At 65.1% G+C, this 23,540-nt stretch carries 18 protein-coding genes; 9 read left to right on the top strand and 9 right to left on the bottom strand.

The genetic code is table 11. The features are described from left to right. Positions 1-158: 158 nt before the first annotated feature. Together RT131_RS13040 and RT131_RS13035 are read right to left on the bottom strand one after the other, a co-directional pair. Positions 159-1,154 carry an energy transducer TonB gene (locus RT131_RS13040; protein ID WP_313173237.1) on the bottom strand — a complete coding sequence of 332 codons (996 nt, stop codon included), beginning with the start codon at positions 1,152-1,154 and terminating at the stop codon, positions 159-161. 196 nt (positions 1,155-1,350) lie between these two features. Next, positions 1,351-1,941, bottom strand: coding sequence for a TIGR00645 family protein (locus tag RT131_RS13035; protein ID WP_313173236.1), 591 nt, complete (start codon positions 1,939-1,941; stop codon positions 1,351-1,353). Between the two features lie 106 nt (positions 1,942-2,047). On the opposite strand from RT131_RS13035, the gene RT131_RS13030 reads away from it, so the two are divergent. Further along, positions 2,048-2,737: a glutathione binding-like protein gene (locus RT131_RS13030; RefSeq protein WP_313173235.1), complete on the top strand. Its 690-nt coding sequence runs from the start codon at positions 2,048-2,050 to the stop codon at positions 2,735-2,737. Between the two features lie 60 nt (positions 2,738-2,797). Here the strand turns inward: RT131_RS13030 and RT131_RS13025 are convergent, their stop codons facing one another. Continuing rightward, on the bottom strand, positions 2,798-4,111 hold the full coding sequence (locus RT131_RS13025) for a WD40 repeat domain-containing protein (protein ID WP_313173234.1): 1,314 nt from the start codon (positions 4,109-4,111) through the stop codon (positions 2,798-2,800). Positions 4,112-4,212: 101 nt separating this feature from the next. Here RT131_RS13025 and RT131_RS13020 point away from each other — a divergent pair, with 101 nt between their 5' ends. Together RT131_RS13020 and RT131_RS13015 are read left to right on the top strand one after the other, a co-directional pair. After that, a complete protein-coding gene (locus RT131_RS13020; protein WP_313173233.1) occupies positions 4,213-6,438 on the top strand; it encodes a S9 family peptidase in 2,226 nt (741 codons plus the stop codon). Between the two features lie 246 nt (positions 6,439-6,684). After that, entirely contained in the window at positions 6,685-8,478 is a 1,794-nt protein-coding gene (locus tag RT131_RS13015) for a DUF885 domain-containing protein (protein ID WP_313173232.1), read from the top strand. A 260-nt stretch (positions 8,479-8,738) separates the two neighbouring features. Here the strand turns inward: RT131_RS13015 and RT131_RS13010 are convergent, their stop codons facing one another. Next, on the bottom strand, positions 8,739-10,550 hold the full coding sequence (locus tag RT131_RS13010) for a monovalent cation:proton antiporter-2 (CPA2) family protein (protein ID WP_313173231.1): 1,812 nt from the start codon (positions 10,548-10,550) through the stop codon (positions 8,739-8,741). Between the two features lie 326 nt (positions 10,551-10,876). Here RT131_RS13010 and mgtE point away from each other — a divergent pair, with 326 nt between their 5' ends. The 3 genes from mgtE to RT131_RS12995 all read left to right on the top strand — a co-directional run bounded on the left by mgtE (position 10,877) and on the right by RT131_RS12995 (position 16,211). Then, positions 10,877-12,247, top strand: coding sequence for a magnesium transporter (mgtE, locus tag RT131_RS13005; RefSeq protein ID WP_313173230.1), 1,371 nt, complete (start codon positions 10,877-10,879; stop codon positions 12,245-12,247). Positions 12,248-12,576: 329 nt separating this feature from the next. Then, on the top strand, positions 12,577-15,282 hold the full coding sequence (locus tag RT131_RS13000; protein ID WP_313173229.1) for a bifunctional acetate--CoA ligase family protein/GNAT family N-acetyltransferase: 2,706 nt from the start codon (positions 12,577-12,579) through the stop codon (positions 15,280-15,282). 203 nt (positions 15,283-15,485) lie between these two features. Next, positions 15,486-16,211 carry an alpha/beta hydrolase gene (locus RT131_RS12995; RefSeq protein WP_313173228.1) on the top strand — a complete coding sequence of 242 codons (726 nt, stop codon included), beginning with the start codon at positions 15,486-15,488 and terminating at the stop codon, positions 16,209-16,211. A 6-nt stretch (positions 16,212-16,217) separates the two neighbouring features. Here the strand turns inward: RT131_RS12995 and dkgB are convergent, their stop codons facing one another. Both dkgB and RT131_RS12985 read right to left on the bottom strand, forming a co-directional pair. Beyond that, complete coding sequence (dkgB, locus tag RT131_RS12990) at positions 16,218-17,018, bottom strand: 2,5-didehydrogluconate reductase DkgB (protein WP_313173227.1); 801 nt, start codon at positions 17,016-17,018, stop codon at positions 16,218-16,220. Between the two features lie 81 nt (positions 17,019-17,099). Continuing rightward, positions 17,100-18,314 carry an MFS transporter gene (locus RT131_RS12985; protein ID WP_313173226.1) on the bottom strand — a complete coding sequence of 405 codons (1,215 nt, stop codon included), beginning with the start codon at positions 18,312-18,314 and terminating at the stop codon, positions 17,100-17,102. A gap of 122 nt (positions 18,315-18,436) precedes the next feature. On the opposite strand from RT131_RS12985, the gene RT131_RS12980 reads away from it, so the two are divergent. Then, positions 18,437-19,342 carry a LysR family transcriptional regulator gene (locus RT131_RS12980; RefSeq protein ID WP_313173225.1) on the top strand — a complete coding sequence of 302 codons (906 nt, stop codon included), beginning with the start codon at positions 18,437-18,439 and terminating at the stop codon, positions 19,340-19,342. Positions 19,343-19,586: 244 nt separating this feature from the next. Here the strand turns inward: RT131_RS12980 and RT131_RS12975 are convergent, their stop codons facing one another. Next, positions 19,587-19,874: a hypothetical protein gene (locus tag RT131_RS12975; protein WP_313173224.1), complete on the bottom strand. Its 288-nt coding sequence runs from the start codon at positions 19,872-19,874 to the stop codon at positions 19,587-19,589. 78 nt (positions 19,875-19,952) lie between these two features. After that, positions 19,953-20,909 (bottom strand): aldo/keto reductase, encoded by a 957-nt coding sequence (locus RT131_RS12970; RefSeq protein WP_313173223.1) that lies wholly within the window; start codon positions 20,907-20,909, stop codon positions 19,953-19,955. A 180-nt stretch (positions 20,910-21,089) separates the two neighbouring features. On the opposite strand from RT131_RS12970, the gene RT131_RS12965 reads away from it, so the two are divergent. After that, positions 21,090-21,947, top strand: a complete 858-nt coding sequence (locus tag RT131_RS12965) for a methyltransferase (RefSeq protein ID WP_313173222.1) — start codon at positions 21,090-21,092, stop codon at positions 21,945-21,947. A gap of 151 nt (positions 21,948-22,098) precedes the next feature. Next, the gene (locus tag RT131_RS12960) at positions 22,099-22,638 is read left to right on the top strand and encodes a pseudouridine synthase (RefSeq protein WP_313173221.1); all 540 of its coding nucleotides are present in this window, start codon (positions 22,099-22,101) and stop codon (positions 22,636-22,638) included. Positions 22,639-22,740: 102 nt separating this feature from the next. Here RT131_RS12960 and RT131_RS12955 read toward each other — a convergent pair whose 3' ends face one another. Further along, positions 22,741-23,481: a hypothetical protein gene (locus tag RT131_RS12955; protein ID WP_313173220.1), complete on the bottom strand. Its 741-nt coding sequence runs from the start codon at positions 23,479-23,481 to the stop codon at positions 22,741-22,743. Positions 23,482-23,540: the final 59 nt, after the last annotated feature.

The following is a 23,540-nucleotide window of genomic DNA, read 5'->3' as shown; positions in this document are numbered from 1 at the left end:
GCTCCTGCCGAGCACGGCTCGGCACTACCAGAACAACAAAGGCCCGGATCGCTCCGGGCCTTTGCGTTTGCTTCACCTGTAGCGCCGAGCCATGCTCGGCTGGGGCTTTACCGGTAAGGCCTCTGCCGAGCACGGCTCGGCACTACATCAAGAACCGCTTACTTGTTCGGCGCAAATGCCAGCGTACGGCGCGTGGTGGTCGGGCTGCTGATCGGCTCGAACTTCCAACGCTTCACCGCATTCAAGGCCTCGCGGTCGAACACGCGTGCCGGGTTGGCGCGCAGCACGCGAGCGTCGGTGACCGAGCCATCGGTGCCGATGCTCAGTTCCACCAGCACTTCACCAGAGGTGCCCGAACGCAGGGCGTCGGCCGGGTAACGCGGGGCCGGCGTACTGACCGCGCGCAGGGTCGGTGCGGCCGCCGGCTTGGGTGCGGCGGCCTGCTGGGCAGCTGCGGCCGCCGCACTGCGCTGTTCCGCTTCACGACGGGCGGCAGTCTGGCGCTCGGCTTCCTGGCGTTCGCTTTCCTTGCGCGCGGCTTCCTGCTTTGCGGCCAGCTGCTGGGCGGCGCTGGCTTCTGCGGCCTGCTGCTGGGCCAGACGTTGCTGTTCAACCTGCTGCTTGGCGCGGGTCTCGGCGTCCTTCTTGGCCTTGTCGGCTTCTTCCACCGTGCGGCGCTCGGCAACCTGCATGCTGCCGGTCACGCCCTGTTTCAGGCGCGGCAGGGCAGGTGCATTGGGGTCCACCTTTTCCACCAGTGCGATAAGCCGCTGGGTTTCGGGGAAGTCTTCCCGGCCCAGGGCCTGCTCGGCGGCAATCAGGGTGTAGGGCTGCAGGTCGGTCAATGCGCTCTTGATGGACGCGTCATCGGGCAGCTTGTCACGCAAGGCCAGGTAGTACTCCATGGCGTTGTCGCCGGCCGGGGCGTACATGCGGTTTTCGCGCAGTGCGGCGCTGGCCAGGTCGCGCAGCTGCTGGGTATCCATGGCCTGGACCTTTTCGGCTACCGCCGGGGCAGGCGCGGCGGCAGCCGGGGTGGCCGGTGCAGCGGCCGGTGCGGCGGTTTCATCCTTGCCGGAACAGGCAACCAGCGTGCTCAGCAGAACAACGGGCGCCAACAGGCGCAGCTTGCCTTTACTCATGACGTACGACATCAAACATCCCCTTGAATCGACGAACGTGGACTGCGTAGGCCCTGACGGCGCATGGTGGCGGCATTTCCCGATGCCGCACCCATCAGCAGTGAAGCGCGAATCTAGCATCGCCGGCGCGGTAAGCGGCGGTCGATGATGACGCTGAAATGAAAAAGTGACGGGCGTCACATCATGTGACGCCCGTCCCTGCTGTCGCTCAGTGCGCGTTGGCGGCGGGCTTGGCGTGGCCGTTGGACATCAGCTTGTCGGTCCAGGCGATGCCGATGGCCGACAGGATGAACACGCAGTGGATGATGGTCTGCCACAACACGCCATCGCGGGTGAAGGTGGTGCAAGGCGACTTGATCGCGGTCAACTCCGGCGTGCACAGCGGCATGCCGAGCTGGCCGGCCTCGATGAAGGTCTTGAGCAGGTGGATCGAGGAAATGCCGATGATCGCCATTGCCAGTTTGACCTTCAGCACCGAGGCGTTGACGTGGCTCAGCCACTCCGGCTGGTCCGGATGGCCCTGCAGGCCCAGACGGGAGACGAAGGTTTCATAACCACCGACGATCACCATCACCAGCAAGTTGGAGATCATCACCACGTCGATCAGGCCCAGCACGATCAGCATGATCTTCTGCTCGGTCAGACCCTGCGCGTCGGTGACAAGATGCAACAACTCCTTGCCGAACAGGAACACATAGACGCATTGCGCGACGATCAGCCCCAGGTACAGCGGCAGCTGCAGCCAGCGCGAGGCGAAGATCAGGGACGAGAGCGGGCTCAGCGGTTTGTAGTCGGACATTGGAAGGATGGTGCGTTGCGGAAACCGCGCAGGTTACCGGTCGCCCGGAAGGCTGCCAAGCGGCTACCGTAAGGGCCCCTGAGGATGGTTCTGCCGAGGCGTATTCATGATCGACCTTTACTATTGGCCCACTCCCAATGGCCACAAGATCACCCTGTTCCTGGAGGAGGCCGGGCTGGAATACCGCGTGCACCCGGTCAACATCGGCAAGGGCGACCAGTTCCTGCCGGAATTCCTCGCCATCTCGCCGAACAACAAGATGCCGGCCATCGTTGACCATGCCCCGGCCGACGGCGGTGCGCCGCTGAGCGTTTTCGAGTCCGGTGCCATCCTGCTGTACCTGGCCGAGAAGACCGGCCGCTTCATCCCCGCCGACCTGCGCGGCCGTGCCGCCACTCTGGAATGGTTGTTCTGGCAGATGGGCGGGCTGGGCCCGATGAGCGGCCAGATGGGCCATTTCAACGTCTACGCCCCGGAACGCATCCCCTACGCGATCGAGCGCTATGACAGCGAGGTGCGGCGCCTGCACCGGGTGATGGACAAGCGCCTGTCCGAGTCGGCCTATCTGGGCGGTGCGGACTACGGCATCGCCGACATGGCCAGCTATCCGTGGATTGGCGCCTACGCCAAGCTGCCGGTGGACTTCGACGCCTTCCCGCACCTGCGTCGCTGGCACCAGGCCATCGCCGAGCGGCCGGCTACCCAGCGTGCCTATGCAATCGGGCCGACGGTCAATCCGCAGGCCGGGCAGCCACTCAGCGATGAGGAAAAACGCCTGCTGTTCGGGCAGCGCTGAGCCACAGTCGAGGCATTGGCAGCGGCCGCCATGCAGGCGGCACGCTGCGGGGCAGGGCAATCACCACGCCAGCGGCGTGGTTTCCTGCTTCCAGAACAGCCAGCGGCGGATCTCCGGATGCGCACCCACGCCGATCTGTTCCGGATTGGCGGCGGTCGAGGTCAGGTCGAGCAGGTGCACCGTGCCGGAATAGCTGCCCACCGCCAGCAGGCGGCCATCGGCGGAACTGGCCATCGCGCTGATGGTACTGCCGACATGCTGCTTCCACAGCAGGGTGCCGGCCGCATCCACCGCACGCAGGTAACCATAGGCATCGCCCAGCACCAGCCCGCCGGCCACCGGCGCGCTGGCGTAGATGCGGCCGCCCGGGTCCACCACCCGCAGCGCGGGATGGTCTTCGTAGAAGTCGGTGTCGATCTGGCCGAAAGCCGCTGTTTCCACCGCAATGGTGGCGCCGTTGTAGAAGTGGCAGGCGTTCAGCGCGACATGCTGGCCATCGGCGAAGAACGCCGCGTGGTGCGGATACTCGCCGTGTGGGCCGATCGTGCACACCGCCTGGCCCTGGCCGTTGAAGATCCGGTGGTGGCCGTCCTGCTGGCCGCAGGCGATCCACTGGCCATCGGGCGAGACCGCGGCATGGACCATGTCCAGCCGCACTGCATAAGGGTCCTCGTCGGCAGCCTGTTCCTGCAGTTCATCGGCGGTCGGCAACAGCCGCTGGATGCCGCCGGCGCTGCACAGGAACACACCATCGGCACGCACCACCACCGCGCGCTGGCCGTCGTTGAACGGGATCAGCTGTTGGATCGCGGCCTCGTCTTCGGCTGCAGCCAGGCTGGCCAACGTTGCCGGCAAGGCCTCATCACCACGTGGCAGCGGGAGCTCGGCGATAGGCTGGGGCTGTTCGCCCCGCATGATGTGGATGTGCCCTGCCGTGGCCAGTGCCACCAGCTGCCGGTCCGGGCTGCTGCCGAACATCAGCACGTCGGGCAGCGGGCGGATTTCCAGCCCACGCACGCTCAGCACCTGGCCCGGCTCGTACCAGGCCCCGGTGCGCACCAGCAGGCTGCCATCGGGCAGCCAGGCCAGTGCGCTGAAGCCCTGGCCGTTGGCCTCCAGCAGCGACTGGGTGGCCTCATGCAGCGGCGGCCATTGCCCGCGCAGCTGCGCCAGTGCCGCCTCGTCGCCGTTGGCATTGGCTGCGCGCAACGCTTCCATCAGGGTCGGCAACAGCGCCGACAGATCGGGTGGATCCTGCGGCTGGCCCATGTTCTTCCAGTTGCAGGCATCACCACGGGCGACGTAATCGTTGAGATGGCTGGCGTAGGCATGGACGGCGGCCTGCCAGCGCAGGTGTGGAGCGGAATCGGTCATGTGGTGCGAACGGGATCGTCGAAGCAGGACTTTCGATGGAAGCACAGCAGGCCGTGGTTCGCTAGGATGGCCCGATCCGTGCTGTCCCTGACAGGAATCCCATGCGTCCCTTGTTCCTAGCCCTTGCCATGATCCTCGCCACGCCCGCCGTCCATGCTGAAAAGCTCACCCTCGAAGCCATCACCGGCAACGCGCCGCTGACCGGCCCCACGCTGATGAAGCCCAAGGTGGCGCCGGACGGCTCGCGGGTGACCTTCCTGCGTGGCAAGGACAGCGACCGCAACCAGCTGGACCTGTGGGAATACGACATCGCCAGCGGCCAGACCCGGCTGCTGGTCGATTCCAAGCTGGTGCTGCCCGGTGCTGAGACGCTTAGTGACGAGGAGAAGGCGCGCCGCGAGCGCCAGCGCATCGCCGCGCTGAGCGGCATCGTCGATTACCAGTGGTCGCCGGATGCCAGGACCCTGCTGTTCCCGCTGGGCGGCGAACTGTACCTGTACGACCTGGGCAAGCAGGGCAGCGCTGCGGTACGCAAGCTCACCAACGGCGAAGGCTTCAGCACCGATGCCAAGCTTTCGCCCAAGGGGGGCTTCGTCAGCTTCGTGCGCGAGCGCAACCTGTGGGTGATCGACCTGGCCAGCGGCAAGCAACTGCAGCTGACCCGCGACGGCAGCGCCACCATCGGCAACGGTGTGGCCGAGTTTGTCGCCGACGAGGAAATGGATCGCCACACCGGTTACTGGTGGGCGCCGGATGACTCGGCCATTGCCTTTGCCCGCATCGACGAATCACCGGTGCCGGTGCAGAAGCGCTATGAAATGTATGCCGACCGCGTGGAGATGATCGAGCAGCGCTACCCGGCTGCCGGTGACCGCAACGTACTGGTCACCCTGGGCGTGGTCGCGCCGCGCGCCGCTGCCGCGGTTAATTGGGTGGACCTGGGCAAGGAGCAGGACATCTACCTGGCGCGCGTGAACTGGCGCGATCCGCAACACCTCAGCTTCCAGCGACAGAGCCGCGACCAGAAGACGCTGGAGCTGATCGAGGCCAACCTGGCCGATGGCAAGCAGCGCACCCTGGCGACCGAGAGCGGCAAGACCTGGGTGCCGCTGCACAACAGCCTGCGTTTCCTCAAGGACGGGCGCTTTGTGTGGTCGTCCGAACGCAGTGGTTTCCAGCACCTGTACGTGGCCAATGCCGACGGCAGCAACCTGACCGCGCTGACCTCCGGCAATTGGCCGGTTGATGAGCTGCTGGCGGTGGATGAGGCCGCCGGTACCGTCTACTTCCGCGCCGGCGTCGAATCGCCGTTGCGCAGCGAGATCTACGCCGTGGCGCTGGCAGGTGGTGCGCCGAAGAAGCTGTCACAGGCGGCTGGCATGCACAGCGCCGCGTTCGCCAACAATGCCAGCGTCTACGTGGACACCTGGTCCAACAGCACCACTCCGCCGCAGATCGAACTGTTCCGTGCCAATGGCGAGAAGATCGCGACGCTGCTCGACAACAATCTGGCCGACCCCAAGCATCCGTTTGCGAAGTACCGCGACGCCCAGCGCCCGGTCGAATACGGCACGTTGACCGCCGCCGACGGCAAGACCCCGCTGCATTACAGCCTGATCAAGCCCGAGGGCTTCGACCCGGCGAAGAAATATCCGGTGGCCGTGTATGTCTACGGTGGCCCGGCCTCGCAGACCGTGACCGACAGCTGGCCTGGCCGTGGCGATCACCTGTTCAACCAGTACCTCGCCCAGCACGGCTACGTGGTGTTCTCGCTGGACAACCGTGGCACGCCGCGCCGTGGCCGTGACTTCGGTGGTGCGCTGTACGGCGTGCAGGGCACGGTGGAAGTGGCCGACCAGCTCAAGGGCGTGGAATGGCTGAAGACCCAGCCGTGGGTGGATGGCAGCCGCATCGGTGTGCAGGGCTGGTCCAATGGCGGTTACATGACACTGATGCTGCTGGCCAAGGCATCCAACCAGTACGCCTGTGGCGTGGCCGGTGCGCCGGTCACCGATTGGGGGCTGTACGACACCCACTACACCGAGCGTTACATGAACCTGCCAGCGGCCAACCCCGCCGGCTATGCCGAAGGCCGCGTACTCACCCATATCGATGGGCTGACCTCGCCACTGCTGCTGATCCACGGCATGGCCGATGACAACGTGCTGTTCAGCAACTCGACCAGCCTGATGAGCGCACTGCAGAAGCGTAGCCAGCCGTTCGAGCTGATGACCTACCCGGGTGCCAAGCATGGGCTGTCCGGCGCCAATGCGCTGCACCGCTATCGCATTGCCGAGAACTTCCTGGGGCGTTGTTTGAAGCCTTGAGGCGCCTTGTTGTTTTGATTTGTGGGTGAGGGCTGCAGGCCAAAGCCAGAAGCACCCCTCCCCAACCCTCCCCTTGCCTGCGGCAAAGGGAGGGGGCTGAGCTGTTCCCCCTCCCTTTCGCGCAGCGAAGGGGAGGGTTGGGGAGGGGTAAGCTTTGCTCCCGCAGTTGCCCCAACACCCCACTTCCTACCCTTGCCGCCCCGGCAATGACTGCGTACGGTCAGCCCATCCCTTATGGAGCTGCCCATGAAACCTCTCGTCCTTGCCGTCGCCCTGGCCCTGGCCGCCCCGCTGCCGTTCACCGCAGGCGCAGCACCGGCACCGGCCAAGGCAGCACCTGCCGCACCGGCCTGGGTTGCCCATAGCAATGAACTGGCGCAGATCCTGCTGCAGGCGCAGGCACCGTTCCAGCCGGAGATGACCAGCTTCTTCGGCGTGCCGGGTTACGACGACAAGGTTGTCGATCTGGGCCCGGACAACAGCAACCGTTACCGCGCGGCGCTGGGCAAGGCGCGCGACCAGCTGCGCGAGAAGCTGCAGGTGGAGCGCGACCCCAATGTGCGCCAGGACTTGCAGATCCTGATCGCCGCGGCCGAGCGCAACATCGAGAGCAGCACCCTCAACGAACAGCACCTGATGCCATGGGTGGATGTGCCGCAGGCGGTGTTTGGCGGCATCAACGGCCTGCTCTCCGACCAGGTGCCGGAAGCGCGACGGGCCAAGGCCCTGGATCGCCTGAAGGCCTATCTGGGCCAGGCCCCCGGCACGCAGCCGCTGGCTACCCTGGCGCGCCAGCGCTATGAGGAAAAGAGCGGCACGCCCAACCTGCTGCAGCCGACCAAAATCGAGGTCGACCAGGCCCTGGCCAACGTCGACACCTACATCGCCGGCATCGGCAAGCTGTTCGCCAAGTACAAGATCGACGGTGCCGATGCGTCGCTCGCCGAGCTGTCCACGCAGATGAAGGACTACATCGCCTGGACGCAGAAGGAAGTGCTGCCCAAGGCGCGTACCGACACCCGCCTGCCGGCCGAGCTGTACGCCTTCCAGCTCAAGGAAGTGGGCGTGGACATCGATCCGGCCCTGCTGATGCAGCGTGCCCAGCTGGAGTACATGGAAACCCGCGCGATGATGCGCCAGCTGGCGCCGCTGGTGGTGCAGGCCAAGGGCCTGAAGGTGGCCGACAATACCGATTATGCGGCGGTGATCCGCGCGCTGAAGCAGGACAAGATCGGCAACGACCAGCTCGAATCGCATTACCGTGGCGTCATCGATGCGATCGACCCCATCATCCGCAAGCAGGGCATCGTCGACGTGCCGCAGCGTCCGCTGCAGATGCGCCTGGGCAGCGAGGCCGAAAGTGCCGCCTCACCGGCCCCGCATTACCTGCCGGCACCGTTGGTCGGCAACACCGGCCAGCAGGGCACCTTCGTGCTGCCGCTGGGCAACCCGGCCTCGGGCGAGAAGGCACAGTACGACGACTTCAACTTCGGTTCGGCGGCCTGGACGCTGAGCGCGCATGAAGGCCGCCCCGGCCATGACCTGCAGTTCGCGGCGATGGTGGAGCGCGGTATCTCGCTGGCGCGCACCCTGTTCGCCTTCAATTCGGTCAATGTTGAAGGCTGGGCGCTGTATGCCGAAGCCGAGATGGTGCCGTTCGAGCCGCTGGACGGGCAGATGATCGCGTTGCAGTTCCGCCTGCTGCGCGCCGCCCGCGCCATGCTCGACCCCGCACTCAACCTGGGCCAGACCGACCGCGAGCGCGCCCGCAAGGTACTGGTGGAAGGCGTGGGTCTGTCCGAGGCGATGGCTACGCAGGAGCTGGACCGTTACACCGTGCGTTCGCCGGGCCAGGCCTGCAGCTACTTCTACGGCTATACCCGGATCATGGAACTGCGCATGCAGACCGAGCTGGCGCTGGGCGACAAGTTCGATCGGCTGGCATTCAACAACTTCCTGCTCGACCAGGGCCTGCTGCCGCCGGATCAGCTGGCCGCAGCGGTCAACGAGGTCTTCATTCCGGCCCAGCGCCGCAAGTAAGCACAAAGGGCGCCGCAAGGCGCCCTTTGTCATTGGACATATTTTTCTGTGGGAGCGGCGTAAGCCGCGAAGCCACCACATCATCAGGTGGCATAGACAGCAACGACTTCAGAACCATCAGCTTCATTTTTGTGGGAGCGGCGTAAGCCGTGAAGCCGCTGCATCATCAGATAGAAAAGCTGCCAAGGCCCTCAGCACCATCAGCTTCGCGGCTTATGCCGCTCCCACAGCGCGCACAGGGCAACGCCAGCCCAGGCGCTTCATTCCTTGTCGTTTGAAGGTTTGACTGTCGTACTGTCGCTGGCATCGGCCTCGAACAGGTGCATCAGGTCGGCGCGGGCATCGCGCGAGGTCTGCATCACCGCCGCTTCGTCGTCGTAGACCAGATGCTGCGCCTTGAGCAGCGCTTCATCGTGTTCGCGGAAACGCTGTACGTGGTCGCGCGCCACATTTTCCGGGAAGCCAAGCGCGGTCAGCACCCGTTCGCTGGCTTCAAGGCTGGAGCCGAATACCTCGCGGAAGGGTTCGGCTGACATGTCCAGCAGCTTCCAGGCATGCTGGCGGTTGCGTGCACGCGCCAGCACCGTCGCCTTGGGATACATGCGCCGCACCAGCCGCACCGCGCGCAGATTGGTGTCGGGGTTGTCCATCGCCATCACGAACACGCGGATGTGTTCGGCGCCGGCGGCACGCAGCAGATCGGGGCGGGTCGGGTCGCCGTAGTACAGCTGGTTGCCGAAACGGCGCAGGTCCTTGACCGTGTCCGGGTCGGCCTCCAGCGCCACGAAGGGGATGCGCTGTGCGGTCAGCAGGCGGCCGACGATCTGGCCGAAGCGGCCCATGCCCGCAATCAATACCTGTGGTCGCTGCGCGCCGGCGTCCTTGAGGGTCTCATCCGGTGCGGGCTGTGTTGGCCGCGGCGCTGGCTTGAGTTGCAGTGATCGTTGCAATGCAAGCAGCAGCAAGGGGGTGATCGCCATCGACAGGCTGACCACCGCCACCAGCCGGTCGTGGTTGATGCGCCCGAGCAGATGCGCACGCTCGGCTTCGTTGAACACCACGAAGGCGAATTCCCCGCCCAGCCACAACACGCTGCCCAGCATCAGCGCATTGCGCAGCGACATGCGCGCGGCCAGGCCCAGCGCGATCAGGATGGAGAACTTCACCACCAGCAGGATGGCCACGCCGAGCGCGATGATCTCGGGTTCGGCGGCCACCCGCTTCAGGTCGATGCCCATGCCCACGGCAATGAAGAACAGGCCGAGCAGCAGGCCCTTGAACGGTTCGATCTGCGATTCGATCTCGTGGCGGAATTCGGAGTCGGCCAGCAATACGCCGGCGATGAAGGCGCCCAGGCTGGCGCTGAGCCCGGCCTCGGCCATGAACCAGGCCGTGCCCAGCACCACCAGCAAGGCGGTGGCGGTGAACACCTCCGGCATGCGGGTACGGGCGACAATGTTGAACAGCTGGCGCAGCATCGGCCGGCCGAGCACGATCACCAGCATCAATGCGCCGAGGGCGATGGAGGCATCCTGCCAACTCAGGGTTTCGTTCTTGACCCCACCCAGCAGTGGAATGGCCGCCAGCAACGGGATCGCCACCAGGTCCTGGAACAACAGGATGGCAAAGCCGAGCCGGCCATAGTCGGTATTGAGCGCCTTGTGCTCGGACAACAGCTGCAGGCCGACCGCTGTTGAAGACAGGGCCAGCGCGGTGCCGATCACCAGCGCGCTCTTCCACGAGAAGTGATTGAGCAGCAGCAGGCCGCCCAGCACCACCGCACTGAGCAGCACCTGTACCGTGCCGGCGCCGAACACCGGCCGTCGCATCACCATCAGCCGCGACGGCGACAGCTCCAGCCCGATCACGAACAGCAGCATCACCACGCCGATCTCGGCGGCATTGAGGATGCGGTCGGCGTCCTGCACGAAGCCCAGCACATGCGGCCCCAGCACCACGCCAGCGGCCAGGTAGCCCAGCACCGCGCCCAGCCCGAAGCGCTTGAATACCGGCACGGCGATGACCGCCGCCAGCAGCAGTACCAAGGCCAATTCGAGACCGGTGCCATGCATTTGAAGGGATTCCTTGATTGATCCAGCTGACCGGCCGGGCAACTGCCTACCGACGATTTCACATTATGCGGACTGTGCCGTGAGTGAATGCGTATAGATGGCCTTCGTTGGCGGGACGCAGCGATGCAGGCTTGACCCCGTCGACCAACAGGACCAGACTCGCGCCGCTGCCGGTAGAACCGCGCAGCACCTTTCCGGAGTCCAACCCATGTCCAGCGACAGTAGAAGTCGAACGCGATCGTCGACACCAGCGACGGCAACCGCCTGACAGGGCTGGTTCGCCCTGTGCTGGCGTTGCGGTCGCAATCCAGAACAGGCGAATCAACATGAACCAGAAGCAATTTCTGCGGCCCGTGGTGGACGCAGCCACGCTGAGCGCGCCCTTGGCCGATTACAACACCGCCGACGCGGTGGAGTATCTCAACGCCCTGCCATTGCCGCTTGCGGCCAATACGCTGGCGGCACTGTCGTTGCCGCGTGCGGTCAAACTGCTGGAAGCCCCTGAGCTTCAGCATGCAGGCGAGCTGATCGCGGCGCTGCCGCCGGCCCGCGCCGCAGCCCTGCTGGGGCTGATGGCCGACGACCGTGCCACCGATATCGTCCATGAGCTGGATGATGCCGAGCGTGCGCGGTTGATCCCGCTGCTGGCACCGGAGGCACGGCGCTCGATCCAGCTGCTGCTGAGCTATCCGCCCAACACCGCCGGCGCCTTGATGACCACCGAGTTTGTCGGCGTGCCGGCAGACTGGACGGTGGCACAGACCCTGCAGCACATCCGCGAAGTGGAGCGCAGCCGCGAGACGGTCTACGCCATCTACGTGCTGGACCCGCAGACCCGCCAGCTGCAGCAGGTGGTGACGATGCGGCGGCTGATCACCGGCGAACCGGAGGATTCGATCCTGTCCGTTGCCCAGGTCAATCCGCCGGTGACCGTGGATGCCTTGCTGGACCAGGAGGAGGTGGCGCAGCTGATCCGCCGCCACGACCTGCTGGCGATCCCGGTGGTGGATGCACAGCAGCAGATGCTGGGGATCGTCACCGTCGATGACATCCTCGATGCATTGATCGATGAATCCACCGAGGACGTGCACAAGTTCGGCGGCGTGGAAGCCCTGGACAAGCCGTACATGCAGATCGGCTTCCTGGAGATGCTGCGCAAGCGCGCCGGCTGGTTGAGCGTGCTGTTCCTCGGCGAAATGCTGACCGCCAGCGCCATGCAGCACTACGAGGACGAGCTGGCGCGCGCGGTGGTGCTGACCTTGTTCATTCCGCTGATCATGAGCTCGGGCGGCAACTCCGGCTCGCAGGCGACCTCGCTGCTGATCCGCTCGCTGGCGCTGCGCGAACTGCGCCTGCGTGACTGGTGGAAGGTTGCCCTGCGCGAGCTGCCGACCGGCGTGGTGCTGGGTGCGATCCTTGGCAGCTTGGCGATCATCCGCATCACCGTCTGGCAGCTGGCCGGCCTGCACGACTACGGCGAGCACTGGAAGCTGCTGGCGGTGACCATCGGCGCGGCCCTGATCGGCATCGTCACCTTCGGTTCCCTGTCCGGCTCGATGCTGCCGTTCGTGCTCAAGCGCCTGGGTTTCGACCCGGCCAGCGCCTCGGCCCCGTTCGTGGCCACGCTGGTGGATGTCACCGGCCTGGTGATCTATTTCAGCATCGCCGCAATGATCCTCGGCGGCACCCTGCTCTGAATGTAGTGCCGAGCCATGCTCGGCAGGGGCGTTACCCGTAGAGGAGGACCTGTAGTGCCGAGCCATGCTCGGCAAGGGCTCTACCGGCAAACCCAACGGCAAACGCAGAAGCCACCTCTCCCCAACCCTCCCCTGCGCTACGCGCAAGGGAGGGGGCTGTTCGCGGCCATCTGCCAGTTCGCCGCCTGTCTCCCTCCCTTTGGCGCAGCCAAGGGGAGGGCCGGGGAGGGGTGCTTTTCGCCAAATCCAACCCCCAACTTTGATCCAACGCAGCCCACCCAGCACCGCAGCCGTGTACCTTTGACCCGGTACCCGCAACAGGCTTCGCAATGAGCACCTATCACCTGCAGACCGTATTCCGCCCCCGCTCGGTGGCAGTGATTGGCGGCAGCCCGCGCGATCGTTCCGCCGGCCGAGCGGTGATCCGCAATCTGCGCGCCGGCGGCTTCGCCGGGCAGATCGGCTGGGTCAGCCCGCGCTATGCCGAAATCGACGGCATGCGCACGGTCAAGAAGCTCAAGGACCTGCCGTGGATTCCGGACCTGGTGGTCATCACCGTGCCGGCAACGCTGTTGCCGCAGGTCGTCAGCCAGGCCGCCGAACTGGGCGTGGCTGCCGCCATCATCCTCACCTCCGGCCTGGGCAAGGGCCCGGGCTCGTTGGCTGCACAGGTGGAAGCCGCCGCACGGCCCAAGGGCATGCGCGTACTCGGCCCGCATTGCCTGGGCGTCATCGCCCCGCATGCACGGCTCAACGCCAGCATCGCCGCGCACACACCGCAGGCTGGCGATCTGGCGCTGATTTCCGAATCCAGCGCGATTGCGGCTGCGCTGGTGGAATGGGGCGTGGCGCGCTCGGTCGGCTTCTCGGCGGTGGTTTCGCTGGGCGATGCGCTGGATGTCGACTTCGGCGACCTGCTCGATTATTTCGCCAGCGATTACCGCACCCGCGCCATCCTGCTCTACGTCGACCAGATCAGCGACGCGCGCAAGTTCATGTCGGCGGCCCGTGCCGCCGCACGTGCAAAACCCGTGGTGGTGGTCAAATCCGGGCGCAAGCCGCGCGGCAGCGCAGAGGTGGTTACCACCCATTCGCAGGCGTTGGCCGATTCCGATGCGGTCTACGGTGCCGCCTTCAACCGCGCCGGACTGCTGCGGGTGAATGCACTGGACGAGTTGTTCACCGCCGCCGAGACCCTGGGCCGTCTCGGAACCTTTCCGGGTCGCCGTCTGGCCATCCTCAGCAATGGCGGCGGTGTCGGCCGGCTGGCAGTGGATCAGCTGCAGGCACTCGGCGGCAGCCTGGCCGAGCTGTCACCAGCCACCGTCGCGCTGCTGGACCAGGCCTTGCCGCAGGGCTGGTCGCGCGACAATCCGGTCGACATCGTGGTCGATGCCGATGGCGGCCGTTACGCCTCGGCGATTGAAGCGCTGCTGTCCGACGACGCCAACGACGCGGTGCTGGTCATCAACGTACCGACCGCCTTCACCTCGTCAGCCGAGGCCGCTCAGGCACTCACCACCACGCTCGGTCAACGCTCGCGGCAGCTGCGCGACAAGCCGGTGTTCGCCGTCTGGCTGGGCAATGACGACCGCGCCACGGTCACCCTCAACACCGCGCGCGTACCGACCTATCCCACCGAGGCCGATGCCGTGCGCGGCTTCCAGCATCTGGTGCGTTACCGCGAGGCGCAGACCGCGCTGATGGAAACGCCGCCCAGTCTGCCGGCGGATTTCGTGGTGGACGTGCCAGCCGCACGCGCGCTGGTCGAAGCGGCGCTAGCCAATGACCAGCAATGGCTGGATCCGGTGGCCACGCACAAGCTGCTGCAGGCCTACGGCATACCGTCGTTGGAAGTGATGGTCGCGCGTGATCCGCACGAAGCCATGGACCTGGCCCAGCCACTGCTGGAGCAGGGCATGAGCGTGGCGGTGAAGATTTTCTCGCCGGACATCCCGCACAAGTCCGAAGTCGATGGCGTGCGCTTGAACCTGGGCAGCCTGCGCGCGGTGCAGTCCGCGGCAACCACCATCCTGCAACGCGCCCGTGAGAAGCGCCCACAGGCGCGCATCGAGGGCGTGCTGGTGCAGCCCAGCCTGACCCGCCCCAAGGCACGGGAGCTGATCGCCGGCATTGCCGACGATCCGGTCTTCGGGCCGGTGGTGGTGTTTGGCCGTGGCGGTACGGCAGTGGAAGTCATCGACGACAAGACCCTCGCGCTGCCACCGCTGGACCTGCGGCTTGCCCATGAAGTGATCGGCCGCACCCGCGTCTCGCGCATCCTCAAAGCCTACGGTGATGTACCGGCGGCAGACGAGCGCGCAGTGGCGATGGTGCTGGTCAAGCTGGCGCAGCTGGCGGCGGATATTCCCGAGATCCGCACGCTGGACCTCAATCCGCTGCTGGCTGACCGCAACGGCGTGATCGCCCTGGATGCGCGTGTGGCAATCACCCCGGTCAAGCGCCTGCACAAGGGGCGTGGCCATCCGCGTTTCGCGATCTTCCCGTATCCCACCGAGTGGGAACGCACGATCGATCTGTCCGACGGTGGCAAGGCCTTCATCCGCCCGGTGCGACCCGAAGACGATGGACTGTTCCGCGCTTTCTTCGCACGCGTCACCGACGATGACCTGCGTCTGCGCTTCTTCCAGTCGGTGAAGCACTTCAGCCACGAATTCATCGCTCGCCTGACCCAGCTGGATTACGCGCGCTCGATCGCGCTGGTGGCGATTGATCCCAAGACCGGCGAAATGCTCGGGGCTGTGCGCCTGCACGCCGATGCGGACTACAACCGCGGCGAGTACGGCATCCTGATCCGCTCGGACCTGAAGGGTCACGGCATCGGCTGGAAGCTGATGCAGATCATGATCGAGTACGCCGGCTGGCTGGGTTTGAACGTAGTGGAAGGGCAGGTGCTGCGTGAGAACAGCACCATGCTGGCGATGTGCCAGAGCCTGGGTTTCAAGGTGAAGGCGGATCCGGATGACTCCACCATCATGAATGTGACGTTGCCGGTGGGTGAGGTTAAGAACTAAAGGCCAAGAGCCAAAGGCCAAGAGCCAAAGGCACCCCTCCCCAACCCTCCCCTGCGCTACGCGCAAGGGAGGGGGCAGATCAGCTCCCTCCCTTTGCCGAAGGCAAGGGGAGGGTTGGGGAGGGGTGCTTTGGCTTTTGCTTTGGTTGTCGCTCCACCCCCACCCCTCACCCCCAAACCACCCCAAGGCGCGACAATAGCGCCATGCAAACGAACCAAGACCCAGCAGCCAGAACCCCGCTGCTACTGCTGCCCGGCCTGCTCAACGACGCCACGCTCTGGCAGGCCCAAATCGAAGCGCTCGCCGACATCGCCGACTGCCAGGTCGGTGACCTCACCCGGCAAACCACGATGCGCGCGGTCGCCGAAGACGTACTGGCCAAGGCCCCGGCGCAGTTCGCCCTGGCCGGCTTTTCCCTCGGTGGTTACGTCGCCCAGGAAATCCTGCGTATCGCACCGCAGCGTGTAGTGAAGCTGGCACTGCTGGATACCTCGTTCAAACCCGACTCGCTCGAGCGCGCCGCGCAGCGTGTGGCACAGCAGAACAGCGTGCGCCTGCCCGGCACCTTCCATGGTTTCGGCGACAAGCTGATGCGCAGCTACATCGATGCATCGCGGCTGGAGGATCATGCGCTGGTGGATACCGTGCGCAGCATGACTGCACGCCTCGGCGCGGAAGTATTCCTGCGCCAAAGCCAGCTGCAACGTGTGGACGGCAGCGAGGTCCTGAGCGCCTGGCAGGGCCCGGCCTTGATCGTCTGCGGGCGCAACGATGCGATCACGCCCTTGTCGGTCAGTGAGCAGATGACCGCGCTGATGCCGCAGTCAACGCTGGTGGTGATCGAGGACTGCGGCCATCTCGCGCCGTTGGAAAAACCCGCGGAAGTGAACGCCGCGATGCGTGATTGGCTGCTATCAGCGCCGGTCTGATCGATCTCAATCCCAGGCCGGCGCGATACCCGGATTGGCTACACGCTCGCCGCGATCCAGCTCGGCAATCCGTGCCATGTCCTCCGCATCCAGCCGCAGCTGCGCCGCCTGCAGGTTGCCGGCGAGGTTCTCGCGCTTGGTCGACGACGGAATCACCGCATAGCCCTGCTGCAGCGCCCACGCCAACGCGACCTGTGCGGTGCTTGCCTGGTGCTTGTCGGCAATGGCTTGGATCACCGGGTCCTTCAGTACCGCGCCATAGGCCAGGCTCATGAACGCGGTGACATGGATGCCCTGCTCGCGCAGGTAGGTGATCAAGGCGCGGTTCTGCAGGTAGGGATGTACTTCGATCTGGTTGGTGGCAATGGCGTCGGCGCCGAGGATGGCGATGGCCTGCCGGGTCAGGTCGATGGTGAAGTTGGAAACACCAATCGCCTTGGTCAAACCCAGCGCCTTGGCTTCGCGCAGTGCACCGAGGTACTCGGCCATCGGCACTTCGTCCTTGGGCGAGGGCCAATGGATCAGCGTCAGGTCGACGTGATCGGTGCGCAGCTTGCGCAGGCTCTCGCGCAGGCTGGCAAGCAGGTCATCGTGGTGGAAGTTGCTGATCCAGATCTTGGTGGTCAGGAACAGCTGCTCGCGCGGTACCGTGCCGCTGGCGATAGCCGCACCCAGATCGGCTTCGTTCTCGTAGATCTGCGCGGTGTCGAAAGCACGGTAGCCCAGCTCCAATGCGTTGTGCACGGAGTCGGTGAGTACCTGGTCCTTGAGGCGATAGGTGCCAAGACCAATAGCGGGAATAGTCATTCAAATCTCCAGAAATTCGCGCTTACAGGCTACGCCGCGCAGCGCGAACAAAAACCCAAGGGGAAGTAACAGCGTGTTCCGTCAATGCGCGCTGATGGCAATGCCTTCGGCGCGTACATCCAAACCGTCGCGGCGATCCAGCCGGCCGCTCAGTACCGTCAAAGCCAGCGCACCCAGCACCACCAGCGCGCCAATCCACGGCGTATGCATCAGGCCGATGTGATCGACCACCAGGCCGCCGAGCGAGGCACCCAGTGCGATGCCGATGTTGAAGGCGGCGATGTTCAGGCCGGATGCCACATCGGTGGCCTGCGGCACGAAGCGCTGCGCCTGCTTGACCACATACACCTGCAGACCCGGCACATTGCCGAATGCCACCGCGCCGAGCGCCAGCACGGTCAACAACACCAACCAGCGGTTGTAGGCAGTGAAGGTGAGTACCAGCAACACCAGCGCCAGCAACCCGAAGATCAGCGTCAACGCGGGAATCGGCCCGCGGCGGTCAGCCAGTCGCCCGCCCCACAGATTGCCGATGGCCACCGATACGCCGTAGACCAGCAGCACCGCGCTCACCGCATTGGCCGAAAAGCCGCTGACGTCCTGCAGGATCGAGGCGAGGAAGGTGAAGGACAGGAAAGTGCCGCCATAGCCCAGCGCGGTCATCGCATAGACCAGCAACAGGCGCGGCTGCGCCAGCACCGCGAACTGCTGGCCGAACGTGGCCGGCGCGCTGCGCGGCAAGTCGCGCGGCACGAACAGCAGGCTGCCGAGCAGGGCGATCACGCCCAACGCCGCCACTGCGAGGAAGGTTGCACGCCAGCCCAGGTGTTGGCCGATGAAGGTGCCCAGCGGCACGCCGGTCACCAGCGCCACGGTCAGCCCGGTGAACATGATCGCGATCGCACTGGCAGCCTTGTCCTTGGGCACCACCGAGGTGGCGATGATCGAGCCGATCGAGAAGAACACGCCATGCGCCAGCCCGGTCAGCACCCGCGCCACGATCAGCGAGCCATAGCCCGGTGCCATCCACGCAATCAGGTTGCCGACGGTGAACAACAGCATCAGCGCGACCAGCAAGGCCTTGCGCGGCACCCGTCCGGTCAAGGCGGTGAGTACCGGCGCACCTACGGCAACACCCAGCGCATACAGCGAAACCAGCAGGCCGGCCGAGGGCAGGCTGACCTGCAGGTCGGCGGCGATGGTCGGGATCAGCCCGACGATGACGAACTCGGTGGTGCCGATGGCGAACGCACCCAGCGTCAGCGCCAGCAAGGCAAGGGGAATTCCGCGTGACATGGGCGAATCCTTGGAAAGGGCTGCGCAGTCTGACGGTGGAACTCTTGCTGAAAAATGCGGTTTCCCACCAATTACGATTGATTTAAAGTCAACAATATTCCATCACCACCTGACCGCCCCCAATGAAAACCACCCTGGATGAGATGCAGGCCTTCATCGCGGTGATCGACACCGGTTCGATCACCGCTGCGGCCGAGCAACTGGGTCAGACCACCTCCGGCGTCAGCCGGGCGCTGGGGCGGCTGGAAGAGAAGCTCGGCACCACCTTGCTGACCCGCACCACCCGCCGCCTGCAGCTCACCGACGAAGGCGAGACTTTCCTCGCCCAGGCCCGCGCCATCGTCGCCTCGGTGGATGCTGCCGAAGAGCAGATCGCCGCGCGCCGGGGCACGCCGTCCGGGCGCTTGCGGGTGGATGCGGCGATGCCGTTCATGCTGCATGTGATCGCACCGCTGGTGGCCGGCTACCGCGCGCGCTACCCGCAGGTGGCGCTGGAGCTCAACAGCAGCGAGCGCTACATCGACCTGCTGGAACGGCGCACCGATGTGGCGATCCGCATTGGCCCGCTGTCTGACTCCACCCTGCATGCGCGACCTTTGGGACATAGTCGTCTGCGTGTGCTGGCCAGCCCCGCCTACCTGCAGCAGCACGGCACACCGAAGAGCGTGGTGCAGCTGCAGGCGCATACCTTGCTGGGCTTCAACGAACCGGATTCGCTGAATCATTGGCCATTGCAGGGTGACGACGGCGAGCGCCTGCACGTGCGACCCGCATTGGCGGTATCCAGCGGCGAGATCCTGCATCGGCTGGCCCTGGAAGGCGTCGGCATCGTCTGCCTGTCCGATTTCCTCACCGAAGCCGCGCGCGCGCGCGGCGAGCTGGTGCAGGTACTGCCCAAGCAGACGCTGGACACACGCCAGCCGATCCACGCCGTGTACTACCGCAACACCGCGGTATCAGCGCGCATCAGCTCCTTCCTCGACTACCTGGCCGAAGCAATGGTGCAGCCAGTTGTGGGAGCGGCGTAAGCCGCGAAGCTGACATCGTCAGAACCAACGGCGTGCGTGTGATCCGATGAACCCGGGTATGGCGGTTTGCGCTGTTCGCATTCGCTGGGAAAGCCCCTGCCGAGCATGGCTCGGCACTACGCTTTCGCTCCCTCCCTTTGGCGAAGCCAAGGGGAGGGTTGGGGAGGGGTAAGCGCTTCAGCTTCTGACGTTGCGGTGGCTTCGCGGCTCACGCCGCTCCGACAAAAGCCAACCACAAAGTCCTTCAATGCTGCTGCGCGTGATGCCAGGCATGGCGCACCAGCCAGCGTGCTTCATCCCAGGAAACCGCCAACGCCGGGCTATGTCGGTGATAGCTGTCCTGCAGCACTTTGTAGAGCTGTTCTTCGTTGGCGCGTGGATAGGCCTGATAGACGTCGTAGCCCATCTCCAGCAGGCGCTGGTAATGGTCGAAATCATGTTGGCCAAGATGGCCGATGGCATGCACGCCACGCCAGTAGGTCAGTTCGGCGTCGCGATCAATGCTGCGCTGGGCTGCGGATGTGGTCTGCATGGGTAGGACTCCATTCGCGGTCTACCCCCTGTCCGTCCGATCCTACGGCGCGAACAGAGGGCGCGCAACCTGGCGCATTCAGTTTTCGGCGCTGGCGGCATCCAACTGCGCGCGCTGTGCCGCATCCAACTCCAGCTGCGCTGCCGCCAGTACTTCCTGCAGCTGCGGCACGCTGGTGGCGCTGACGATGGGCGCGGTGATGCCCGGGCGCGCGATCAACCATGCCAGGGCGACCTGGGCCGGCGTTGCCTTGTGGCTGGCGGCAACGTCGTCGAGTGCCTGCAGAATGCGCAGGCCGCGTGGGTTGAGATAGCGATCAGCAACCTTGGCGCCGCGCGCGGCGCTCTTGCCTACATCAGCTGCGCTGCGGTATTTGCCGCTGAGGAAGCCGCTGGCCAGCGAGTAATAGCTGATCACGCCGATGCCGTGTTCGCGCGCCAGCGGCTCCAGCGCGGTCTCGTAGCCGCTGCGGTCGTAGAGGTTGTATTCCGGTTGCAGGGTTTCGTAGCGGGGCAGGTGGTAGTCGGCGGAGACCTTGAGTGCATCACGCAGCCGTTCGGCGCTGTAGTTGGACGCGCCAATCGCCCGCACCTTGCCGGCTTCGATCAAGCGCCCGAACGCGCCAAGGGTCTCTTCCAGGGGCACTGATTCGTCGTCTTCATGTGCCTGGTACAGATCGATGACGTCAGTCTGCAGGCGGCGCAGTGAATCCTCGACCGCATCATTGATGTTGTCGGCGGAAAGGCCGGGGTGCTCGGCCCATTTGGCGACCTTGGTGGCAATCACCACCTTGTCGCGCTTGCCGCTGCGCTGCAGCCAGCGGCCGATGATGGTCTCCGACTCTCCGCCGCGGTTGCCCGGCACCCAGGCCGGATAGACATCGGCGGTATCGATCAGGTTGAAGCCGGCATCGACAAAGGCGTCGAGCAGGCCAAAGGATGTCTTCTCATCGGCACTCCAGCCGAAAACGTTGCCACCAAAAGCGATGGGGCTGACGTGTAGACCCGAGCGACCAAGTTCGCGTGACTGGGGCATGCGGTGCTCCTTTGTTGTTCAGCTCCACAGCATAGACGGCATGCGTTCCAATTCCGTGGCAGCGTGGTGAAAACAGCGTTCCGTGTGGCGTTCCTGCGCTAACGGGATGTAAACAATTGCAGCCTGCATTGCACGTGCAAACGCATGTTAGTCTCGCCGTTTCAAACGCCGGAGTCCGACATGAAGAAGCATTCCCCGCTGCTGTGTGCCTGTCTGCTGGCGCTCGCCAGTACCCTGTCTGCCGGTACCGCGCTGGCCCATGATGCGGCCCACGCCACTGCCGATGCGCAGGTGTCACCGCAGCTGCAGGCCGCCATTGCTGGCAGCTGGCGTACGCCGGCCAACGTACTGCGCGACGAATACCGTCATCCGGCGCAGACCCTGGCGTTCTTTGGCCTGCAGCCGCAGCAGACCGTCGTTGAAATCACCCCCGGGGGTGGCTGGTATTCGGAAATTCTCGCGCCCTACCTGCGCGAGAATGGCAAGTACGTGGCCGCGGTAGTGGATCCGGCGACGCTGCCCGCGGGCGGCGGTCGCGATTACCAGCAGCGCTCACGCGATGGCCTGAGCAAGAAGTTCGCCGCATCCCCGGCCCAGTTCGACCGCGCTACCGAGGTCGCCTACAACCCGGCTGCACCGGTGCTTGGCGCACCGGGCTCGGCCGACCTCGTGCTGACCTTCCGCAATGTCCATAACTGGCGTTCTTCTGGCCAGGCCGAGGGCATGTTCAAGGCCTTCTTTGACGTGCTCAAGCCAGGTGGCACCCTCGGTGTGGTGGAGCACCGCGCCAAGGCCGACGTGCCGGCCGATGACAACAGCGGCTATGTCGGCCAGGCACAGGTGATTGCCATGGCCGAAGCGGCCGGCTTCAAGCTTGCCGGCAGCAGCGAGATCAACGCCAATCCGCGCGATACCAAGGACTACCCCAAGGGTGTATGGACGCTGCCGCCGTCCAACAGCCACGACGCTGCCGATGCCGCCAAGTACAAGGCCATTGGTGAAAGCGACCGCATGACGCTGCGCTTCGTGAAGCAGTAAGCGGCGCGGGAGTGGGGATTGGCGATGGGGCAGTGCGACAATGCGTGGCCGCCGTGCACCAGCACGCGGCCGCGCTCTGCAGGCATGCGGTGTCCCGCCTGCATCTGCGGCGCGTGGCAACTCTCCAGTCCCCTCGCAGAAACCTGTCGCAATGCTCATCGCCTTCAATAAACCGTTCAACGTGCTGTGCCAGTTCACTGACCGCAGCCAGCCGCCGCGTGCCACGCTCGCAGGCTTTGGGCTGCCTCCGAACGTGTACGCGGCCGGTCGTCTGGACTACGACAGCGAAGGCCTGTTGCTGCTCACCGATGATGGCAATCTTGCCCATCGGCTGACTGACCCGCGGCACAAACAAGCCAAGACCTATTGGGTGCAGGTCGAAGGTACCCCTACGGATGAAAAGCTGCAGGCGCTGCGTGATGGCGTGCAGCTCAACGATGGGCCGACCCTGCCGGCGCGGGTTGAACAGCTGGCCACCGCCCCGCCGCTATGGGAGCGCGACCCACCCGTGCGCTTCCGCAAGACCGTGCCGGACAGCTGGTTGGCAATCACCTTGCGCGAAGGTCGCAACCGTCAGGTCCGGCGCATGACGGCTGCGGTTGGCCTGCCGACGCTGCGACTGGTGCGGGCAGTGATGGGGCCGTATGCCCTGGATGAGCTTCAGCCCGGGCAGTGGCGCCAGCTGGGATGAGTGCGGTCGCCGGTGATAGCGCCGGCAGCATGGGCGTGGACGCCTGTCCTTCAGGTGCGGTGACACTCCCACATCCTTGTCGAGAGCGTCACCGCGCGGAAGCTATCTGCCCAACAGCCGCGACAGCAGGCCGGGTTCCTTGACGGGCAACCTGTCGCGATTCTCCCGAATGGCTTCGCCAAGTTGCTGTGCAGCGGCCTCGGCATACAGCAGGGCGCCGTCGGGATGACAGTTGTAAAGGTTGGACATGCTGCGGCTCTCCTTGAGGTTGAATGGACTGGGTTCAACCACCTCCGCCGCTTCGACCAGGCCCATGCCGGCACTGATGGCCGCATCCAGGGCCTGCCAGAAGATGCGCAGCCGTCCGTGTGAGAACACATCGTCCATCCGCGCGCGCACCCGTGGGTCGCGGTGATAGTCGCCGCGCAGCCGCTTCAGGTTTTCATGTGGCAGATAGACACCGCCGCAGTAGTTCTGGGTCAGCTGATTGTCGAAATGCATAGGCTGAAATTGATCGGGAACCAGCTGCTTCCAGTCACCCGCGTAGCCGGCCATCAACCCATCCTTCAACAGGAAGGAGAATGCACCGCCGCGGATGTAATGGTGTTGCCGCAGGAAGCCAAGGATGACCGCAACGTAGTAGGCATGGCCCCTGGCAAATGAAACGCCATGGTCGATCTTGCGCGCTTCGTCGAACCGCAGACGTAGCTGCTCGGTGTAGAAGGCATCAACGCCGAAGCGCTGCGCCAATGAACGATGGAAAAGTGGGTCTTCCAGGCCAGCAAAGTAGATCGAACGAACCTCGTCGTGCGCTATCGGGTGATAGCTGATGTCCCAACCCATGCTTACATCCTTGTCTGTCGTAGTTGTAGTGCTGATGCCGCACGTGCCTGTGCGGGTGT

It is taken from the genome of Stenotrophomonas sp., from assembly GCF_032066555.1.
Classification (GTDB): domain Bacteria; phylum Pseudomonadota; class Gammaproteobacteria; order Xanthomonadales; family Xanthomonadaceae; genus Stenotrophomonas.
This window is presented reverse-complemented; position numbering and strand designations above follow the sequence as displayed.